Annotated in this window: 20 protein-coding genes and 1 pseudogene; 7 read left to right on the top strand and 14 right to left on the bottom strand. The window is 73.4% G+C overall.

The window, feature by feature from the left end:
• Positions 1-49: 49 nt before the first annotated feature.
• On the top strand, positions 50-1,108 hold the full coding sequence (locus ACZ4TV_RS13075) for a phosphatase PAP2 family protein (RefSeq protein ID WP_468133818.1): 1,059 nt from the start codon (positions 50-52) through the stop codon (positions 1,106-1,108).
• A gap of 296 nt (positions 1,109-1,404) precedes the next feature.
• Here the strand turns inward: ACZ4TV_RS13075 and ACZ4TV_RS13070 are convergent, their stop codons facing one another.
• From ACZ4TV_RS13070 to ACZ4TV_RS13055, 4 genes and pseudogenes are all read right to left on the bottom strand, one after another.
• Positions 1,405-2,373: a helix-turn-helix transcriptional regulator gene (locus tag ACZ4TV_RS13070; RefSeq protein ID WP_468133816.1), complete on the bottom strand. Its 969-nt coding sequence runs from the start codon at positions 2,371-2,373 to the stop codon at positions 1,405-1,407.
• 36 nt (positions 2,374-2,409) lie between these two features.
• A pseudogene (locus tag ACZ4TV_RS13065) lies at positions 2,410-2,725 on the bottom strand (hypothetical protein); the annotation flags it as partial.
• 3 nt (positions 2,726-2,728) lie between these two features.
• Positions 2,729-3,127 carry an MTB12 C-terminal domain-containing protein gene (locus ACZ4TV_RS13060; RefSeq protein WP_468133814.1) on the bottom strand — a complete coding sequence of 133 codons (399 nt, stop codon included), beginning with the start codon at positions 3,125-3,127 and terminating at the stop codon, positions 2,729-2,731.
• 226 nt (positions 3,128-3,353) lie between these two features.
• Positions 3,354-4,094, bottom strand: a complete 741-nt coding sequence (locus tag ACZ4TV_RS13055; RefSeq protein WP_468133812.1) for a LysM peptidoglycan-binding domain-containing protein — start codon at positions 4,092-4,094, stop codon at positions 3,354-3,356.
• A gap of 295 nt (positions 4,095-4,389) precedes the next feature.
• Between ACZ4TV_RS13055 and ACZ4TV_RS13050 the strand changes: the two genes are divergently transcribed.
• Together ACZ4TV_RS13050 and ACZ4TV_RS13045 are read left to right on the top strand one after the other, a co-directional pair.
• Positions 4,390-5,217 (top strand): hypothetical protein, encoded by an 828-nt coding sequence (locus tag ACZ4TV_RS13050; protein WP_468133810.1) that lies wholly within the window; start codon positions 4,390-4,392, stop codon positions 5,215-5,217.
• A 175-nt stretch (positions 5,218-5,392) separates the two neighbouring features.
• Positions 5,393-5,809, top strand: coding sequence for a hypothetical protein (locus ACZ4TV_RS13045; protein ID WP_468133808.1), 417 nt, complete (start codon positions 5,393-5,395; stop codon positions 5,807-5,809).
• Between the two features lie 21 nt (positions 5,810-5,830).
• Here ACZ4TV_RS13045 and der read toward each other — a convergent pair whose 3' ends face one another.
• From der to ACZ4TV_RS13025, 4 genes are all read right to left on the bottom strand, one after another.
• A complete protein-coding gene (der, locus tag ACZ4TV_RS13040; protein WP_468133806.1) occupies positions 5,831-7,291 on the bottom strand; it encodes a ribosome biogenesis GTPase Der in 1,461 nt (486 codons plus the stop codon).
• Between the two features lie 75 nt (positions 7,292-7,366).
• Positions 7,367-7,954 carry a lysophospholipid acyltransferase family protein gene (locus ACZ4TV_RS13035; RefSeq protein WP_468134099.1) on the bottom strand — a complete coding sequence of 196 codons (588 nt, stop codon included), beginning with the start codon at positions 7,952-7,954 and terminating at the stop codon, positions 7,367-7,369.
• Positions 7,955-8,010: 56 nt separating this feature from the next.
• Positions 8,011-8,718: a (d)CMP kinase gene (cmk, locus tag ACZ4TV_RS13030; protein WP_468133804.1), complete on the bottom strand. Its 708-nt coding sequence runs from the start codon at positions 8,716-8,718 to the stop codon at positions 8,011-8,013.
• Between the two features lie 263 nt (positions 8,719-8,981).
• Positions 8,982-10,070, bottom strand: a complete 1,089-nt coding sequence (locus ACZ4TV_RS13025) for a prephenate dehydrogenase (RefSeq protein WP_468133802.1) — start codon at positions 10,068-10,070, stop codon at positions 8,982-8,984.
• Here ACZ4TV_RS13025 and ACZ4TV_RS13020 point away from each other — a divergent pair.
• From ACZ4TV_RS13020 to ACZ4TV_RS13005, 4 genes are all read left to right on the top strand, one after another.
• A complete protein-coding gene (locus ACZ4TV_RS13020; protein ID WP_468133800.1) occupies positions 10,051-10,290 on the top strand; it encodes a hypothetical protein in 240 nt (79 codons plus the stop codon). The genes ACZ4TV_RS13025 and ACZ4TV_RS13020 overlap by 20 nt on opposite strands.
• Before the next feature lie 10 nt (positions 10,291-10,300).
• Entirely contained in the window at positions 10,301-10,642 is a 342-nt protein-coding gene (locus ACZ4TV_RS13015; protein ID WP_468133798.1) for a DUF952 domain-containing protein, read from the top strand.
• Positions 10,643-10,724: 82 nt separating this feature from the next.
• Entirely contained in the window at positions 10,725-11,186 is a 462-nt protein-coding gene (locus ACZ4TV_RS13010; RefSeq protein WP_468133796.1) for a Rieske (2Fe-2S) protein, read from the top strand.
• 28 nt (positions 11,187-11,214) lie between these two features.
• Entirely contained in the window at positions 11,215-11,895 is a 681-nt protein-coding gene (locus ACZ4TV_RS13005) for a nucleotidyltransferase domain-containing protein (protein ID WP_468133794.1), read from the top strand.
• On the opposite strand, the gene ACZ4TV_RS13000 is transcribed toward ACZ4TV_RS13005, so the two are convergent.
• The 6 genes from ACZ4TV_RS13000 to ACZ4TV_RS12975 form a co-directional block, all read right to left on the bottom strand.
• Entirely contained in the window at positions 11,884-12,642 is a 759-nt protein-coding gene (locus tag ACZ4TV_RS13000) for a nucleotidyltransferase domain-containing protein (RefSeq protein ID WP_468133792.1), read from the bottom strand. The two genes, ACZ4TV_RS13005 and ACZ4TV_RS13000, sit on opposite strands and share 12 nt — an antisense overlap.
• A gap of 3 nt (positions 12,643-12,645) precedes the next feature.
• Entirely contained in the window at positions 12,646-13,656 is a 1,011-nt protein-coding gene (locus ACZ4TV_RS12995; RefSeq protein WP_468133790.1) for an ADP-ribosylglycohydrolase family protein, read from the bottom strand.
• Positions 13,653-14,396, bottom strand: coding sequence for an NUDIX hydrolase (locus tag ACZ4TV_RS12990; protein ID WP_468133788.1), 744 nt, complete (start codon positions 14,394-14,396; stop codon positions 13,653-13,655). Before ACZ4TV_RS12990 ends, ACZ4TV_RS12995 begins: the two co-directional genes overlap by 4 nt.
• A 145-nt stretch (positions 14,397-14,541) precedes the next feature.
• Positions 14,542-15,930, bottom strand: coding sequence for a pseudouridine synthase (locus ACZ4TV_RS12985; RefSeq protein ID WP_468133786.1), 1,389 nt, complete (start codon positions 15,928-15,930; stop codon positions 14,542-14,544).
• Positions 15,930-16,562, bottom strand: coding sequence for an SMC-Scp complex subunit ScpB (scpB, locus tag ACZ4TV_RS12980; RefSeq protein WP_468133784.1), 633 nt, complete (start codon positions 16,560-16,562; stop codon positions 15,930-15,932). Before scpB ends, ACZ4TV_RS12985 begins: the two co-directional genes overlap by 1 nt.
• Positions 16,559-18,190, bottom strand: coding sequence for a segregation and condensation protein A (locus tag ACZ4TV_RS12975; protein WP_468133782.1), 1,632 nt, complete (start codon positions 18,188-18,190; stop codon positions 16,559-16,561). Before ACZ4TV_RS12975 ends, scpB begins: the two co-directional genes overlap by 4 nt.
• Between the last annotated feature and the right edge of the window lie 100 nt (positions 18,191-18,290).

Raw genomic sequence — 18,290 nt, 5'->3', positions numbered from 1 at the left:
GCCCGCGATTCGCCCGGGCCGACCATCGACGCGCGGTAACGTCGATTGAGTGCGTACCGACCAAATCCTGACCCGTCTGGAGCGGGTCTTCGCCCGGCTGGACCGGGAACCAGAGCGACCGGCTCATCTGCAAACCCCGCAGATGAGCCGGCATCGCGTCGTACTCCTGGGATCGACCCTCGTCTTCTATCTCGCAATCGTGGTGGCCGTACTGACCACTTCCTGGCTGGTCCGCCTGGACTGGCAGGTCATGTTCTTCCGGCCCTACGAACAGTGGCCGCAGCTGCACGCCTTCCTCGACTACCTCGTCGTGCTCGGCCAGCGCGGTCCCACCGCGGTCATGGTCGCCGCCTGGCTCGGCTGGCGCTCCTGGCGCCAGCACACCCTGCGCCCGCTGATCACCCTCGGCGTGGCGCTGCTGCTGCTCAACGTCACCGTCGGGTCCGTCAAGCTCGGCCTCGGCCGGCTCGGCCCGCACTACGCCACCGAGATCGGATCCGCCGAACTCTTCGCGGGCGGCGATATATTCCCTTCCGGCCACACCGCCAACGCCGTCGTGACCTGGGGAATCCTGGCCTACCTGGCCTCGACCGTGGTCACCCGGCGGGTGTTGTCCGTGGTGTCCGCGGTCGTCTCGCTGAGCGTCGGCGCCACCACCGTGTACCTCGGTACGCATTGGGTCAGCGATGTCCTGCTCGGCTGGTCCGCGGGCCTGCTGATCCTGCTGGCCCTCCCCTGGTTCGAGCCGCTCATCGCTCGGGCCGAGGCCTACGTCTTCGACGTCCGCGAGCTGCTGCGCCGCCGCGCCGAGACCGGGCGGATGCCCGCGCCGGTCGTCTCCGCGCTCACCCCGCTGCTCTCGGCGGGCGGCAAGTGGCAGCTCCGGCGCGTCGCCGACACCGTCGAGGAGCCGGTCGTGATCCCCGCCCCGGCCGGCGGCGCCCTCGGGCACACCCCGGCGCCGCGGCCCGCCACGCACCCGGCCGGACGGCCGCACCTGATCCGCTCCGAGCGGACCCCGGTCACCCCGGTCGGCAGCCGCCGCCCGGTGCACACCGAGCGGGCCACCGCCCGGGGGACCGCGGCACGCCCGGTCGCCGGCGGCTGACGCTCCCACCGCGGGGGCGGTACGCACCACCTCACCCCGCGAGACGAAGGCGGGCCGGGTCACTGACCCGGCCCGCCTTCGTCGTTCGTCAGCGCCACGCCTGGACGTTCGTCCGTCCCGGGTCACGCTTGTGTCACAGAATATCTACAGTCGCAAATTGTTTTCCGGTCCGCGACACGCCCGGCGAACAGCCGGTTCGGGATTTCCGCCGAGTTACCGCGCAATTCCTGTCGGACATTGCCACGAGCCCCATGGACCAGACCAGCTGAATCCCCCTCAGGTCCCCTACATTTCCTTCACTTCGCCGGGTCCACAGCCCTCGCCAGGAGATCGCGCCCGGCCCTGATCCGATCCGTCAGCTCCGGCGGCTCGACCACTTCGAACTCACAACCGAGCAACATGAGGTGAATCACCAGAACGTCCAGGTTCACCGCCCCGGTGCGCAGCAGGCAGCTCTGCCCGTCGACCGGTTCCAGGACTCCGTCGCTCGGCCCGATGACCCCCGCCGCCTCCTGCGCGGAAACCTTCAGCCGCACCACCGCGCGGGCGGCGTACACCCCCTGCGACACGCCCTGCGAGACGTACGCGGCGAGGTCCTCGGCCGGCGGCGGGCGCGGAGTGAAGCGCGGTCCGTGCGGCGCTCTGGGCTCGATCCGGTCGGCGCGGAAGGTCCGCCACGCCTCCCGGTCCACGTCCCAGGCGACCAGGTACCAGCGCCGCTCGGTGCACACCAGCCGGTGCGGCTCGACGGTGCGGCGGCTGACGTTGCCCTCGTGGTCCAGGTACGCGAAGCGCAGCCGCTCGCCGTCCCGGCAGACGGAGGCCAGCTCGGTCAGCACCGAGGCGTCCACGGTGGACCGCTGGGCCCCGCGCAGCATCGGCACGGTGAACTCGTTGAGCGCGGACACCCTGCGCCGCAGCCGCGACGGCAGCACCTGCTCCAGCTTCGCGAGGGCCCGTACGGAGGCCTCCCCGATCCCCTCGACCCCGTTTCCGGCGGCGGTCCGCAGCCCGACGGCGACGGCCACGGCCTCGTCGTCGTCCAGCAGCAGCGGCGGCAGCTCGGCCCCCGCCCCCAGCTGGTAGCCGCCCCCGGTGCCGGGGCTGGCGTTCACCGGATACCCCAGCTCCCGCAGCCGGTCCACATCGCGCCGGACCGTCCGCGCGGTGACCCCGAGGCGGTCCGCGAGATCGGCCCCGGTCCATTCGCGGCGGGCCTGCAACAGTGACAGCAGGCGCAGCAGTCGTGCGGAGGTATCGAGCATCCCCCGAGTCTGCCAGCGCGGCCGGGGCGCCTCCTAGGAGAGCACGGTCGCCGTCCGGGTGCCCTGCTCGTGCTTGAAGTACCGGTACACCTCGGTGCCGTTGCAGAGGGTGCCGCCCCAGCCGCCGAGCCCGCCACGGGCGTTCAGGGCGGCGAAGTACGCGCGGGCTCCTTCACCGGGGCCGGTGAAGGCGTCACCGCCGACGGGACTGGTGACGCTGGCGATGACGCCGACCCGGACGGGCTCGGCGCGGGGCGGACCGTGCCGTCGAGGGCCGTGCCATTGAAGAACGCGCCTCGGGCAGTCGGCTCCCGCAGGCGGCACTCGCCGTCAGCAGCGCCGCGAGCAGCAGGTCTCAGCACGGCGCCGGCGCCGCATGGCCGCTGAGCTCGACGAGCCCGCAGAGCGTCTTGGCCGACACCTTCCAGACTCCGTCCTCGAGCACCGCGGTCCCCTTGCTGCCGGGCAGTGCGGGGGAGCCGTCGACGAGCAGGTCGTACGTCACCCGGGCCTCGGTGGGCGAGGTGAAGGCGATGTCCCTGACCTCGGCGGAGGCCTTGGCCGCGTTGGGATCGGCCGCGAAGCGGACCAGCAGCGGCGCGAGCCTGTCGCCCTGCTCCAGCACCTTGACCTTCTCCTCCGTGGAGGTCTCCGGGTCGAAGGCGGTGGTCCAGTTCTCCTCGATCCGCTCCTTGGCGGCCTCGGGGTCGGCGGGGGCCGTGGGGCCGTCGGTGGTCGGCGTGACGGGGGCCACGGCGGGAGGCAGGCCCGTGGCTCCCTGTCCTCCCCGGTCCGAGTCTCCGGAACATCCCGTGACGGCTGGTACGACCAGCAGGACTGCGGCCGCCGCCCAGGCGGTGGCACGTGGGTGTCTGCTCTGGACCATCTGGCTCACCACCGGTGTCCGAGCGAGCGCGTCGGCTCGATGCTTCCAGAGTCAGCGTCTTCACGGCATCGCGCAACGCGCGGACGGCTGGTGTTCAGCGGGGAGGCGACGCAGCGGCCGGCGCCGGGGTCGGAGCCTTAGCCGGCGGAGGCGTCGGCGTCGGCGCGGCGGGGGACGGCACCGTGGGGGACGGGGGCTTCGGCCCGGCCGGAACCGGCGGAGCGGACGGCTCCGGGGCGGGCTCCGGCACGGCCAGCAGCATGCCCACCGCGATCGCTCCCGGCCTCGGCCCGATCAGCGCCCGGTTCGCCTCGTACAGCGCCCGCCACCCGCCCCGGACCCGGTGCTCGCGGGCGATCGACACCAGCGTGTCCCCCGCCCGCACCGGGTGCATCCGCCCCGCCAGCCCGTACCTCTTCGAGCACACGGGCCACGCGTTCCACCCCTGCCGGTCGAGGACGTCCTCGGCGACCCGGATCTGCTGCCCGCGGCTCGCCAGGTCGGCCCGCTTCGCGAACGCCAGTCCGCCGTACTCCTCCCACGTCGGCTGCCGGAACTGCAGCCCGCCGTAGAAGCCGTTGCCTGTGTTGACGGCCCACCGGCCGCCGCTCTCGCAGTCGGCCACGCAGTCCCAGGGCCACTCCCCGCCCGGTCCGCAGTCCCCCGGCCCGTCCCCGATCACACCCGGAGAGCCGGGGTGCGCCGCCCCCGCCGGCCCGGGCGCGGGAGGCGGCGGCGCCGAGGCCGCCACGCCGCTGGGGAGTGCGAGCACCAGCACGGCGACAGCGGTGGCGGCGGCTGCACCGGCGGACCGGCGGATCCGGAGGTTGGGCATCGGGTCACGCTACGCAGCCGCCCGTCGCCTTCTCGGCCCACCACGCGGCTGGTCACGGCGCCCCACCCGGTCGGCCGACCCGTCACCCCGGACCAGACGAGCACACCCGACCATCAACTGCGCACAACCAGAAAAGAGTTGGCACGAAAGGAAAGCTCCGGTCGGACGGTTCACTCTTCCGGGGGCCCGGTTCGAATCCGTTCCCTCCAATGGCGTGACCCGGGCCGCCACTGCCCCGTTGAGCCCGGCGAGCCGGGAGCCCCCCGGACCCGCACCTATGCCGAGGAGTCACCCCGTGCCGCGCATGCTCGACGTCAGTGATGAGGTACGTGCCGAGATCGGTGACGAAGAAGCCGACAGGCTGCTCGTCGGCGACGACGCGCCGCGCAGTTACGACTGCACCTCCTGCCGCACCCCGGGCGACCCGGAGAGCGACCGCACCAGCACGGTGCTGTTCGTCGGCGAGGAGACCGCCGTCCTCGCCTTCGCCCACGCCGCCTGCATCCCCTCGCAGGTCGTCTCCGTCTCCGAGGAGCAGCTCCAGGGAGCCGTCCGCAGCATCACCGGCGACAGCCCGGCCCCCACCGCCGCCCCCGCCGCTGCCTCGGCCGGCGCGAACGTCCCGCAGAACGTGCCCGGCGGCCAGGCCGTCCTCGGCATCACCAGCGGCCTGATCCTGATCGGCGGCGAACTGCACCCCGCCCTGGTCGTCGAGCCGACCGCGCCGATCGCCCGCCCCGGCAGCGACGGCCCCGGTGACGACTTCCTGCCGCTCCTCATCGAGCAGGGCTTCATCCCGGTCACCGACACCGCCGAGCTCCCCACCACCCTGGGCGGCTGGTCGGTCCTGCTCGCCGGCGGCCAGCTGCACGCCGTTCTGCAGCCGGGCACCGAGGGCGGCGGCCAGGTCGCCTGGTGGCAGGCGCACCAGGCGCTGTCGGTCACCGACGGCTGGCGGGCCGCCGTCAACAAGACCCAGCGCGTGCTCATCTACGCCGCGCCGGTCGGCTCCATCGGCCAGCAGCCCCGTGAGGACCTGCTGCGCGACGCGCTGGACAAGGCCGCCGCCGCCGGCAAGCTCGTGGCCGCCGCGATGCCCCTGGCGGGTACGCCCGGCGCCTGATCCCCAGCCGGACCCGGAACGGCCGCCCAAGCGGCCTCAAGGCCGCTCAGCCCCCGCCGAGGGGGCCGGGCGGCGTGCGCCGGGGGTGTGCGGTCCGTCCCGCGCACCCCCGGCGATCTGCGTTTCCTGCCCCGTCACCCCGCATCCGCAGGGCGCCGGTTTCGTTGGCTGATACGTGCATTCATACGACTCCTCCCGCGCCCCGTCCTATCCGAGCACCGTCCCCGCGATGCGCCCGGCACGCGACCGGGACAGCTCTCCGGCCGTCTCGCACACCCCGATCTACGACACGCTGTACTCGGAGTACCTGCGCGCCTTCCGGGCCCTGCCGGGCGACCGTACGGGCGAGGAGGACCTCGGGTTCACGGCCTTCTCCTACGGGGGCGCCTCCACCGGCGGCAGCGCGTACGGCAGCGGCTGGAACGGTTCCGCATGGCAGCAGACCGACGCCTGGCAGCCCTCGTACACCCCGCAGCCGCAGCCGGCGTACTCGTACGCGGGCAGCCCCGGATACGCCGGCGGGCGGCAGCACCAGACCGGGATGACACACGTCCCGGCGGCCCTGCCGCCCGCTCCGCGCCGAGGTTACTGACCCTGACGGGGCGCCTCGCGGCTACTTCTTCTTGTGCTGGGCGCCGCGCTTCTCGCGCACCCGCACCGAGATGTGGATCGGGGTGCCCTCGAAGCCGAACTCCTCGCGCAGCCGGCGCTCGATGAAGCGCCGGTAGCCGTGCTCCAGGAAGCCGGAGGCGAAGAGGACGAACCGCGGCGGCTTGCTCCCCGCCTGGGTACCGAACAGGATGCGGGGCTGCTTGCCGCCGCGGATCGGGTGCGGGTGGGCGGCGACGACCTCACCGAGGAAGGCGTTCAGCCGACCGGTGGGGACGCGCGTCTCCCAGCCCGCGAGGGCGGTCTCGATCGCCGGGACCAGCTTCTCCATGTGGCGGCCGGTGAGCGCCGAGACGTTCACCCGGGGCGCCCAGGAGACCTGCTGCATCTCGGTCTCGATCTCGCGCTCGAGGTAGTAGCGGCGCTCCTCGTCGAGCTCGTCCCACTTGTTGTACGCGATCACGATCGCGCGGCCCGCTTCGACGGCCATCGTGATGATGCGCTGGTCCTGGACGCTGATGTTCTCGGTGGTGTCGATCAGGATCACCGCGACCTCCGCCTTCTCGACGGCGGCGGCCGTACGCAGGGAGGCGTAGTAGTCGGCGCCCTGCTGAAGGTGGACCTTCTTGCGGATGCCGGCGGTGTCGACGAACTTCCAGGTGATGCCACCGAGCTCGATCAGCTCGTCGACCGGGTCGCGGGTGGTGCCGGCCAGCTCGTTGACGACGACGCGGTCCTCCTTCGCCACCTTGTTGAGCAGCGAGGACTTGCCGACGTTGGGGCGGCCGATCAGCGCGATGCGGCGCGGGCCGCCGGGGGCGGCGGCGCCGAAGGTCTGCGCGGGGGCCTCCGGCAGGGCCTCCAGGACGGCGTCGAGCATGTCGCCGGTACCGCGGCCGTGCAGCGAGGAGACCGGGTGCGGCATGCCGAGGCCCAGCGACCACAGGGAGGCCGCGTCGGACTCGCCGCTCTGGCCGTCGACCTTGTTGGCGCACAGGACGACGGGCTTGCCCGCCTTGCGCAGCAGGCGGACGACGGCCTCGTCGGTGTCGGTGGCGCCGACCTTGGCGTCCACGACGAAGACGACCGCGTCGGCGGCCTCGATGGCGTACTCGGCCTGGGCGGCGACGGAGGCGTCGATGCCGAGGACGTCCTGCTCCCAGCCGCCGGTGTCGACGACCTTGAAGCGCCGGCCGGCCCATTCGGCCTCGTACGTGACGCGGTCGCGGGTGACGCCGGGCTTGTCCTCGACGACCGCCTCGCGGCGGCCGATGATCCGGTTCACCAGGGTGGACTTGCCGACGTTCGGGCGGCCGACGACGGCGAGGACGGGCAGCGGCCCGTGACCCGCCGCCTCGATCGCGCCTTCGACGTCCTCGATGTCGAAGCCCTCTTCCGCGGCGAGCTCCATGAACTCCGCGTACTCGGCATCGCCAAGTGCTCCGTGGTCGTGCTGGTCGTTCATGAAGTCCGTTCCTCGTCGTTCGTGGTGATCGGTGGTGCCCGCGCAGCGCGGTTCCACTACTAGGTCAAGTCTCGCTCAGCGCCCGGTGAGGCGCTTCGCGTCGGCCAAGTGGGCGGTCAGCCGGTCCTGGATGCGTACGGTGGCCTCGTCCAGCGCGGTACGGGTACGGCGGCCGGTGCCGTCGCCCGCGTCGAAGGCCGAGCCGAAGACGACGTCGACCCGGCTCTTGAAGGGCGGCAGCCCCGGGATCAGCTTTCCGCGGTTCTCGGTGCTGCCGAGGACGGCGACGGGCACGATCGGCGCGCCGCTGCGGACCGCGAAGTACGCCAGACCCGCGCGCAGCGAGGCGAAGTCTCCCTCACCGCGGGTGCCCTCGGGAAATATCCCCAGGGCCCCTCCATTGTCGAGCACGCCGAGCGCGCGGCTTATCGCCGTCCGGTCGACGCCGGCGCGGTCGACCTTGACCTGCCCGATCCCTTCGAGGAAGGGGCCGAGCGGGCCCACGTACGCTTCCTTCTTGATCAGGAAGTGCAGCGGCCTCGGCGCGGTGCCCATGACCATGGGGCCGTCGATGTTGTGGGAGTGGTTCACGGCAAGGATGACGGGGCCCGAGACGGGCACCTTCCAGGCACCGAGCACGCGCGGCTTCCACAGCCCGTACATGAGCCCGACGCCGATGCGCCTGCCGACCGCCGCACCCTTGAGGGAGGGCGCTTCGCTCACTTGCGGCCCGCCCGCTTCTCTTCCACCAAGGTCACGATGCACTCGATGACCTGGTCGAGCGTGAGCTCGGTGGTGTCCACCTCGACGGCGTCGCCGGCCTTGGCCAGCGGGGAGGTCTTGCGGCCGGAGTCCGCCGCGTCGCGCTTGATCAGCGCCTCCTTGGTGGCCGCGAGACCGGCGGCCTCCTTGCCGCGGAGCTCTCCGTTGCGCCGGGCGGCGCGCGCCTCGGCGGAGGCGGTCAGGAAGACCTTGAGGTCGGCGCCGGGCAGGACGGTGGTACCGATGTCCCGGCCCTCGACGACGATGCCCTCCGCCTCCTCGGCCGCCTGGGCGGCGATGGAGCGCTGCAGCTCGGTGATGAGGGTGCGCACCTCGGGGACGGCGCTGACGGCGCTGACCTTGGAGGTGACCTCCTGGGTCCGGATCGGCCCCGCGGCGTCGAGTCCGTCCACGGTGATGGTGGGCGCGGCCGGATCGGTGCCGGACACGATGGAGGGCTTGCCGGCGGCGACCGCGATGGCCTGCGGGTCGTCGGTGTCGACACCGTTGGTGATCATCCACCAGGTGATGGCCCGGTACTGGGCACCGGTGTCCAGGTAGCGCAGCCCGAGCTTGGCGGCCACGGCCTTGGAGGTGCTGGACTTGCCCGTGCCGGAGGGACCGTCGATGGCGACGATCACGGCGGACGGAGCTACGGTTTCCACGGTGCGGGCACCTTCCTGGTTGCGCGTACGTGTCCGGGCGCGGCAAAGCGCCCCTCCCCAAGGTTACCGGCCCCGAACACCCCCCGACCCCGCCCGGCAAATCCAGCTCCGCCGCGCAAATCCAGCCCCGCCGGCGTTTGAGGCGCGGGGTCCGGGGCGGAGCCCCGATCTTTCAGCCCCGCCGCGCAACTCCAGCCCCGCCGGCGTTTGAGGCGCGGGGGTCCGGGGGCGGCGCCCCCGGCAACGGTGCCCCGCCCGACCCGCTACTGCTGCCGCAGCGCCCAGCCCCGCTCCCGCAGCTCGGCCGTGAGGCCGGCCACGGCCCGCGGCTCCACCATCAACTGCACGAGCCCCGCCTGCTGCCCCGTCGCATGCTCGATCCGCACGTCCTCGATGTTGACCCCCGCCCGTCCCGCATCGGCGAAGATCCGCGCCAGCTCCCCCGGCTGGTCGGAGATGAGCACCGCCACCGTCTCGTAGACCATCGGCGCCGCGCCGTGCTTGCCCGGCACCCGCACCCGGCCCGCGTTCCCGCGCCGCAGCACGTCCTCGATGCCCGCCGCGCCGCCGCGCCGCTTCTCCACGTCGGCCGACTGGAGGCCCCGTAGCGCCTCCACGGTCTCCTCCAGGTCGGCCGCGATCCCGGCGAGGACGTCCGCCACCGGCCCCGGGTTGGCCGACAGGATCTCCACCCACATCCGCGGATCGGAGGCCGCGATCCGGGTCACGTCCCGGATGCCCTGCCCGCACAGCCGGACCGCCGTCTCGTCGGCGTCCTCCAGCCGGGCCGCGACCATGCTGGAGACCAGCTGCGGGGTGTGCGAGACCAGCGCCACCGCCCGGTCGTGCGCGTCCGCGTCCATCACCACCGGTACGGCCCGGCACAGGGCCACGAGCTCCAGCGCGAGGTTCAGCACCTCGTGCTCCGTGTCCGGGGTCGGGGTCAGCACCCATGGCCGGCCCTCGAAGAGGTCCGCCGTGGCGGCGAGCGGTCCCGACTGCTCCTTGCCGGCCATCGGGTGCGTCCCGATGTACGCGGTGGCGTCCACGCCGAGCGCCGCCAGCTCCCGCCGCGGCCCGCCCTTGACGCTCGCCACGTCCACGTACGCCCGTGCCACCCCGCGTCCGATCAGGTCGGCCAGCGTCGTGGCCACGTGGGCCGGCGGCACGGCGACGATCGCGAGGTCGACCTGGCTCTGCGGCGCCTCGTCGGTGCCGGCGCCGAGGGCGGCCGCCGTACGGGCCTGGGCCGGGTCGTGGTCGGCGAGGTGCACGGTGATCCCGCGGGCGGACAGCGCGAGCGCCGCGGAGGTGCCGATCAGTCCGGTTCCGATGACGACGGCGGTTCTCACGGGGCGCTCCAGGGTTGCGTACGGCACGGCGACGGGACTGCCTGGCCAGGGTAGCCAGCCCGTACGGCGCGAGGGCCCGGCGGCCCGTCCGGTGGACATCGGCATCGGCCGGGCCTCGCGCGGCGGCTGCTACCGGTTCTGCTGCTCGATGATGTCCTCCAGCCGACCGGACGGCATCTTCGCCGCCGCCTGGCGCGGCCGTGCGCGGCCGCTGGGGTAGAACGATCGGCATGATCTTCCACATCGTCCCCCTCGCCGACTGGACCGCCGCGCCCGAGCTCCCGTACGCCCCGCCCTCGCTGGACTCCGAGGGCTTCGTGCACTGTTCGGCGGACCGTGCGACGGCGCTCGACATCGCCGACGCCCACTACCGCGGGGTGCCGGGGACCCTGCTCGCGGTGGAGCTCGACGAGGCCGCACTGGCCCACGAGGTCCGCCGGGAGGGTGAATCGGGCGGCCGCTACCCGCACGTCCACGGTCCGCTGAACCGGGACGCCGTGGTCCACGTGTGGGAAGTCGTACGCACACCGGGCAGTCCTGCCTCACTGGCCCCATGGCAACCGGGCCGGTGAAACGGCGCGGCAAGCTTCTCCTGGAGCCGGTCGCAGGCCAGGATGCTGCTCGCCCCATCCGGCCACAAGCGAGGAGACCCTCATGAGCGACCCCACGCACACCGCCCGGCGCACGGTACTGGCGGCCGGCGCGGCCGCATTGGCCGGAGGCGCGCTCACCGCCTGCGGTGACGGTGACGGCGAGAAGGCCCCCCGGAACGAGCCGAGCGGCCCGGCCACCCCGCCCGTCGCCCCGGACACCGGCGCGGGAGCCTCGGCGGCCATCGCCAAGGCGGCGGACGTACCGGTGGGCGGCGGCACGATCCTCAAGGACCAGAAGCTCGTGATCACCCAGCCCACGGCCGGGTCCTTCCGCTGCTTCTCGGCGGTCTGCACCCACCAGGGCTGCCTCGTGAACAAGGTGGCGAACGGCACCATCGACTGTCCCTGCCACCAGAGCACCTTCCAGGTCGCGGACGGCGCGGTGGTCAAGGGACCGGCCACCCGCCCGCTGCCGGAGAAGGAGATCAAGGTCGCGGCGGACGGCAGTATCTCGCTGGCCTAGCGCGGGGCGTGCTGCATACCCTCCCCGGATGGACGATCTGACGCTGGTACGGGACCACACGGTCTACCGGTGCGTGATGGGCTCCCGGGCGTTCGGGCTGGCGACGGAGGCGAGCGACACCGACCGGCGCGGTGTCTACCTCGCCCCGACCCCGCTGTTCTGGCGGTTCGAGAAGCCCCCCGCGCACGTGGAGGGCCCGCGGGACGAGCAGTTCTCCTGGGAGCTGGAGCGCTTCTGCGAACTGGCCCTGCGGGCCAACCCGAACGTCCTGGAGTGCCTGCACTCCCCGCTGGTGGAGGTGCTGACCCCGGTCGGCGAGGAACTGATCTCCCTGCGCGGGGCCTTCCTCTCCCGCCGGGCCCACACCAGCTTCAGCCGGTACGCGGCCTCCCAGCGCGGCAAACTCCTCGCGGACGTCCGCGTCCACGGCGCCCCGCGCTGGAAGCACGCCATGCACTTGCTGCGCCTGCTGCTGTCCTGCCGCGACCTCCTGCGCACGGGCCGCCTGACCATCGACGCCCGCCCGCACCGCGACCGCCTCCTCGCGGTCCGCCGCGGGGAGCTCACCTGGGACGAGGTCGACGCCTGGATGACCCGCCTCCAGGAGGAGACCGAGACGGCCCTGGCCCGTACTCCCCTGTCCGCGGAACCGGACCGCGCCCGCGTGCAGGACTTCCTCGTCCGCACCCGCCGCGCGTCAGCCGCGTAGCACGCGCCGCCGTACGACGAACTCGTCGAGCGCGTCGTACGCCGACCCGTGCTCGGGCAGCGCGGAGCCGGACTGCGCCGCGTCCAGCACCGCGTGCAGTGCCTGGAAGTCCTCCCGCACCCCGCCGACGGCCGGACCCTCGTAGCCCCCGTGTTCGGCGGCCACCTTGGCCTCGATCAGGGCGGCCAGGTACGAGGGTGCCTCCGGCACCTCGGCCAGCAGGGTCGGCAGGTGCGCCTGCACCTCGGCCGACCGCATCAGGTGGATGCCGGTGAGCAGGGCCCGGAACGCGTAGAGCAGCGGCTTGAGTTCGGCGGCCTTCTCGAAGAGCCGCCACTGGGTGTTGGCGAAGCCCCGGTAGTGGTGGGCGTGGTGGGAGGTCAGGACGCCCGGGGCCAGCGCGATCAGCTCCGCGTGCGCCGGCGTCGTGTGCACCACGAGCGGGGAGAGTAGCTGCTCCAGCACGTAGCCGTTGCGGTTCAGCATCAGGCGGACGAACTTGCGCAGGTCGTGCGTGACGAGGTCCATCTCCACGTCGTCCCGGTCCCACATGCGGGTGCGGGTCTCCTCCGGTTCGCGCAGGCCCAGGAGGGCCCGCGCCGGGAGGAGGTGGGCGCCCCGCAGGTCGATGTCGGAGTCCCGGGACGGAAAACCGTACAGGTGGGCGCCCGAGACCGTGGCGAAGAGCAACGGGTCGGGCTGCTCCGCCACGACGGGGGTCAGGTCGAGACTCAGTGCGTCCAGCATGGGTCACGCGTCCCAGAGGGCGCCGAAGGCCAGGAGTTCGTCGCGGTACTCGATGCGGCCCTCCCAGTCGCGGGGCCAGACGTCCGCGCCGAGGTGGGCTCCGGCGAAGGCGCCGGCGAGGCAGGCGATGGAGTCGGAGTCGCCCGCCGTGCAGGCCGCGCGGCGCAGGGCCAGCAGGGGCTCCTCGGGGAAGAGGAGGAAGCACTGCAGCGCGGTGGCGAGGGCCTCCTCGGCGATCCAGCCGTCGCCCGTGGTCAGGCAGGGGTCGGTCTCCGGGGAGGGGGACCGCAGCGCGGCCGCCAGGCGGTCCAGGACCGCCAGGCAGTCGTCCCAGCCGCGCGCGATGAAGGACTCCGGCGAGGCGTCGGAGGCGCTCCGCTGCCAGAGGTCCCCGAGCCAGCGCTCGTGGTAGCGGGTGCGGTTCTCCAGGGCGTACGAGCGCAGGTGGCCCACCAGGCCCGTCACCTCGGTGCCCGCGGCCAGCAGGTACACCGCCCGCGCCGTCAGGTCGGAGGCCGCGAGCGCCGTCGGATGGCCGTGGGTGAGGGCCGACTGGAGCTGGGCCGCGCCCGCCCGCTCCTCCTCCGTCCAGCCCGGCACCAGCCCCACCGGGGCCACCCGCATGTTGGCCCCGCAGCCCTTGGAGCCGATCTGGCTGGCGTCCCGCCAGTCCCGCTCCGGGTGGTTCAGCAGGGAGCAGGCCCGCAGGCAGGTGTTGCCCGGGGCGCGGTTGTTCTCCGGCGAGTGGTACCAGTCGACGAATTCCTCCCGGACCGGGCGGGCGAGGCGCAGCGGTCCCACCCGGCCCCGGTCCATGGCCGTCCGTATGCCGCGTGCCAGGGCGAGGGTCATCTGGGTGTCGTCCGTGACGATCGCCGGGCGGGGCAGCGGCATCTCCCGCCACGGGCCCGTCTTGGCCAGGATCGACGGCACGTCGTTGAACTCGGTCGGGAAGCCGAGGGCGTCGCCCAGGGCCAGGCCGATCAGCGCGCCCGTCGCGGCTCGCTTCGTCATCGGGTGGTTCCTTCCGGTCGGAGCAGAGGGGGATGGAGCGTGGTGGCCGGTCCGGGCCGGTAGAGGGCCGCCGGTTTGCCGCGGCCCCCGGTCAGCCGGGCAGCGCCCGGAACGGCCTCGACGAACCCCGGCGTCGCGAGGACCTTGCGGCGGAAGTTGGGGCGGTCGAGGGCGGTGTCCCAGACCGTCTCGTAGACGCGCTGGAGCTCCCCCAGGGTGAACTCGGGCGGGCAGAACGCGGTGGCCAGGCAGGTGTACTCCAGCTTCGAGCCGATCCGCTCCCGCGCGTCCGCCAGGATCACCGCGTGGTCGAAGGCCAGGTCCGCGACCTCCCCCAGCGCCAGCCAGCGGGCGTGCGCCGCGTCCCCGCCGCCCTCCGCCGCCGGCTCCGGCAGGTCCGGCACGAGCGCCGTGAAGGCCACCGAGACCACCCGCATCCGGGGATCCCGGTCCGGCTCGCTGTACGTGCGCAGCTGCTCCAGGTGGAGCGCCGCCACGACCCGCTCCGACAGACCGGTCTCCTCGGCCAGTTCGCGGCGCGCGGCTGTCTCCGCGGACTCCCGGGGCAGGACGAACCCGCCGGGCAGCGCCCAGGCCCCCGCGTACGGCTCCTGGCCGCGCCGGATCAGCAGCACGTGCAGGGCTCCGCGGCGCACGGTGAACACGGCCAGGTCGACGGTCACCGCGAACGGCTCGAAGGCCGACGGGTCGTACGGGCCCGCGTACCCGGTCCGGCTCATGCCGACCCCCTTTAATAGTCAGGTTGACTATAAACAGTGCCGGGGCCGCCGGGCAAGGCAAAAGCCCGCAGCGCCGTGAGGCACTGCGGGCTTCCCTCACCCGGGAACGGGCGGGCGGTACTGGGCGTACGGGGTACTGGGGGTACTACAGACCGACCTCGCGCATCAGCATGCCGACCTCGGTGTTGGTCAGGCGGCGCAGCCAGCCGGACTTCTGGTCGCCCAGCTCGATCGGCCCGAAGGACGTCCGTACGAGCTTCTCGACCGGGAAGCCGGCCTCCGCCATCATGCGGCGGACGATGTGCTTGCGGCCCTCGTGGAGGGTGACCTCGACCAGGTAGTTCTTGCCGACCTGGTCGACGACACGGAAGTGGTCGGCACGGGCGTAGCCGTCCTCCAGCTCGATGCCGTCCTTGAGCCGCTTGCCGATCTCGCGCGGCAGCGGGCCGGTGATGGCGGCGACGTACGTCTTCTTCACGCCGTACTTCGGGTGCGTGAGGCGGTGGGCCAGCTCACCGTGGTTGGTGAGCAGGATGATGCCCTCGGTCTCGGTGTCGAGCCGGCCGACGTGGAAGAGACGCGTCTCACGGTTGGTGACGTAGTCGCCCAGGCACTGGCGGCCGTCCGGGTCCTCCATCGTGGAGACGACACCGGCGGGCTTGTTCAGCGCGAAGAACAGGTACGACTGGGTGGCGACGGTCAGGCCGTCCACCTTGATCTCGTCCTTCGGCAGGACGCGCTTGCCCTGCTCCAGCACGATCTCGCCGTTGACCTCGACACGGGCCTGCTCGATGAGCTCCTCGCAGGCGCGGCGCGAACCCATGCCGGCGCGGGCGAGCACCTTCTGCAGACGCTCCCCCTCCTCCTCGGCACCCGGGAAGGTCTTGGGGGTCTTGATCACGGGCTTGTCGGCGTACCGGTCGCGCACGCGCTCCTCGATCCGCGCGTCCAGCTCACGCGGACGGGACTGCCCGCTGCGGCTGCCCGGACCGCGGCGCGGGCCGCCGGCGCCGCCGATGCCGGGGGTCTTGGAGGTCTTGGGACCACCCTTGGCGCCACCGCGGGCCGCGGCGCCACGGGCACCCGAACCGCCCCGGCCGCCGTCAGCCGCACCGCGGGCGCCGCCGCCACCGGCCTTGGGGCCACCGCGCCCGCTGCGCTCGCCCTCGGGGCCCACGTCGTAGCGGCGCTCCTCGGGGCGCGGGTTGCGGATGCGGGGTGCCTGCTCGCGGTCGCGCGAGTCGGAGCCGCCGCCCTGGTAGCCGCCACCGGAGCCGCCGCCGCTGCGGTAGCCGCCGCCGGAGCCGCCGCCGCTGCGGTAACCGCCGCCGGAGCTTCCGCCCCGGGCGCCGCCACCGCTGGAGCTGCCGCCACCGGAGCCACCGCGGTAACCGCCGCCGGAGCCGGAGCCACCGCCGGAGCCGCCGCGGTAGCCACCACCGCCGCCGGCGCCGCCACGGGCGTTACCGCGCCCGCCGCCGCCACCGCCGCTGCTGTTCCTGTTGCCACCGTTGCCGTTGCCGCTGCTTCGCATCAAAGTTCCGTCGTCTTGTCGTCTTCATCGGTGTCCGGTGCGTCCGGATCGAACGACGGCACACCTTCTTGCGTCTCAGCTTCGATCGCGTCCGCCTCGGGGAGGAAGGGCGCGAGCTCCGGGAGCTCGTCCAGGCCGCGCAGGCCCATCCGCTCCAGAAAGTAGTTCGTCGTCCTGTATAGGATCGCACCTGTTTCGGGTTCCGTCCCCGCCTCCTCCACCAGACCGCGTTGGAGGAGGGTCCGCATGACCCCGTCGCAGTTCACTCCGCGGACCGCCGAGACCCTCGACCGGCTCACCGGCTGGCGGTACGCGACGACCGCCAGGGTCTCCAGGGCCGCCTGAGTCAGCCGGGCCTGCTGGCCGTCCAGTACGAAGCCCTCGACGGCCGGCGCGTACTCGGCCCGGGTGTAGAACCGCCACCCGCCCGCGACCAGCCGCAGCTCGAAACCCCTGCGCGCGGCCGTGTACTCGTCGGCGAGCTCACGCAGCGCGTCCGCGACCTCGCGGGGGGTGCGCTCCAGCACCTTGGCGAGGTGCGCCTCGGTCGCGGGCTCGTCCACGACCATGAGTACGGCTTCCAGGGCCGGCTTCAGCTCCAGCGCGGCCACCGCGCTCGCTTCGCTGCTCAATCCTTCGCCTCCACGATCTGGTCGAACTCGTCGGTCACCGTCGGCATGCCGTCGCCGTCCCCGCCGCTCCAGCGGACGGTGAGGGTCTTCAGGGCCTCCTCCTGGTCGAGGATGACCGCCTTCTCCCGGTAGAGCTCCAGGAGGGCCAGGAAGCGCGCGACCACGGTGAGGGTGTCCTCGGCGTCCTCGGTGAGCTCCTGGAAGGTGGCCTCGCCGCGTGCCTTCAGCATGCGCACCACGAGGCCGGCCTGCTCGCGCACGCTGACGAGGGGTGCGTGGATGTGGTCCACGTACACCTGCGGCTTGGCCTTGGGCTGCATGGCCTTGACGGCGAGGCGGGCGAAGCCCTCCGGTCCGATGCTGATGACGACCTCGGGCAGCAGGTCGGCGTGGTGCGGCTCCAGCCCCACCGTCCGGGGGTAGCGCCTGCCCTCGGTCTCCGCGCGCCGCTCGAAGATCTCCGCGATCTGTTTGTACGCGCGGTACTGGAGCAGGCGCGCGAAGAGCAGGTCCCGGGCCTCCAGCAGGGCGAGGTCCGCCTCGTCCTCGACCTCGGCGGCCGGCAGCAGCCGGGCGGCCTTCAGGTCGAGGAGGGTGGCGGCCACGACGAGGAACTCGGTGGTCTGGTCGAGGTCCCAGTCGGCCCCCATGGCCCGGATGTGCGCCATGAACTCGTCGGTGACCTTGGACAGCGCGACCTCGGTGACGTCCAGCTTGTGCCGCGAGATCAGCTGGAGCAGCAGATCGAACGGCCCCTCGAAATTGGCAAGCCGCAACGTAAACCGCCCATCGCCTCCGGCGGGGCCAGCAGTACCGGGCGCCCCGGCCCGGTCGCCTCCGGCGAAGCCAGCGGTACCGGAGCCCTCCGCCCGGCCGCCACCGGCGGGGGCAGGGGTGTCGGGACCCCCGGCCCGGCCGCCACCGGCGAAGCCAGCGGTACCGGAGCCCTCCACCCGGCCGCGACCGGCAGGGTCAGGGGCGTCGGGCGCCGCGGCCCGGTCGCCACCGGCGAGGCCCGCAGTGTCCGGCACCCCGGCCGCGTTACCTCCGGCGAAGTCACCGGTGGCGAAGGCCCGCGCCCGGTCGTCCCCGGCAGGCTCGGCTGTACGCAGGGCCCCGCCAGCGGCGGTGTCGGGGGCCCCGGCCCGGCCGCCACAGGTGAAGCCAGCGGTACCGGAGCCCTCCGCCCGGACGCCACCGACAGGGTCAGGGGTATCGGGCTCCCAGGCCCGGTCGCCACCGGCGGGGTCCGCGGTGTCCGGCACCCCGGCCGGGGTGCCGCCGGCGAAGTCAGCGGTGGCGAAGGCCCGCGCCCGATCGTCCCCGGCGGGCTCGGCGGAATCCAGCACCCCGGCCCGGTCGGCGGGGGCCGAGCCCTCCGAGCCGTCGCCACCGTTGGGGGCGGGGGCCCCGGAGGGGTCGCCGGCGGCGGGGTCGGCTGCTGTGGAGGTCGTCCGGTCCTGGAAGGAGTCGGGGCCGGTTCCGGGCTCCGGGGGCGCGGTCGGCGCGTCAAGGGTGGGGGAGGGGGCCTCCTCGCGCGACACGGGCCGTGCGGCAGGCCCTGCCCCGGGGCCGCGGCCCAGGGTCCGGCGGACCCGGGGGCGGGCGGCGTCGTCTTTCGGGGGCATCGCGGTCCAGGTGGTGCGGGGCGGCGTAGGGGCGGCCGGGCGGGGTGACACGCGGCCACGAGCAGCCTAGTGCCGTGACCGGCAAGGTGTGCCGGTGAGC

The organism is Streptomyces sp. NPDC028910 (assembly GCF_055564955.1).
The sequence above is the reverse complement of the archived record's forward strand: the minus strand, read 5'-3'. Positions and strand labels throughout refer to the sequence as shown.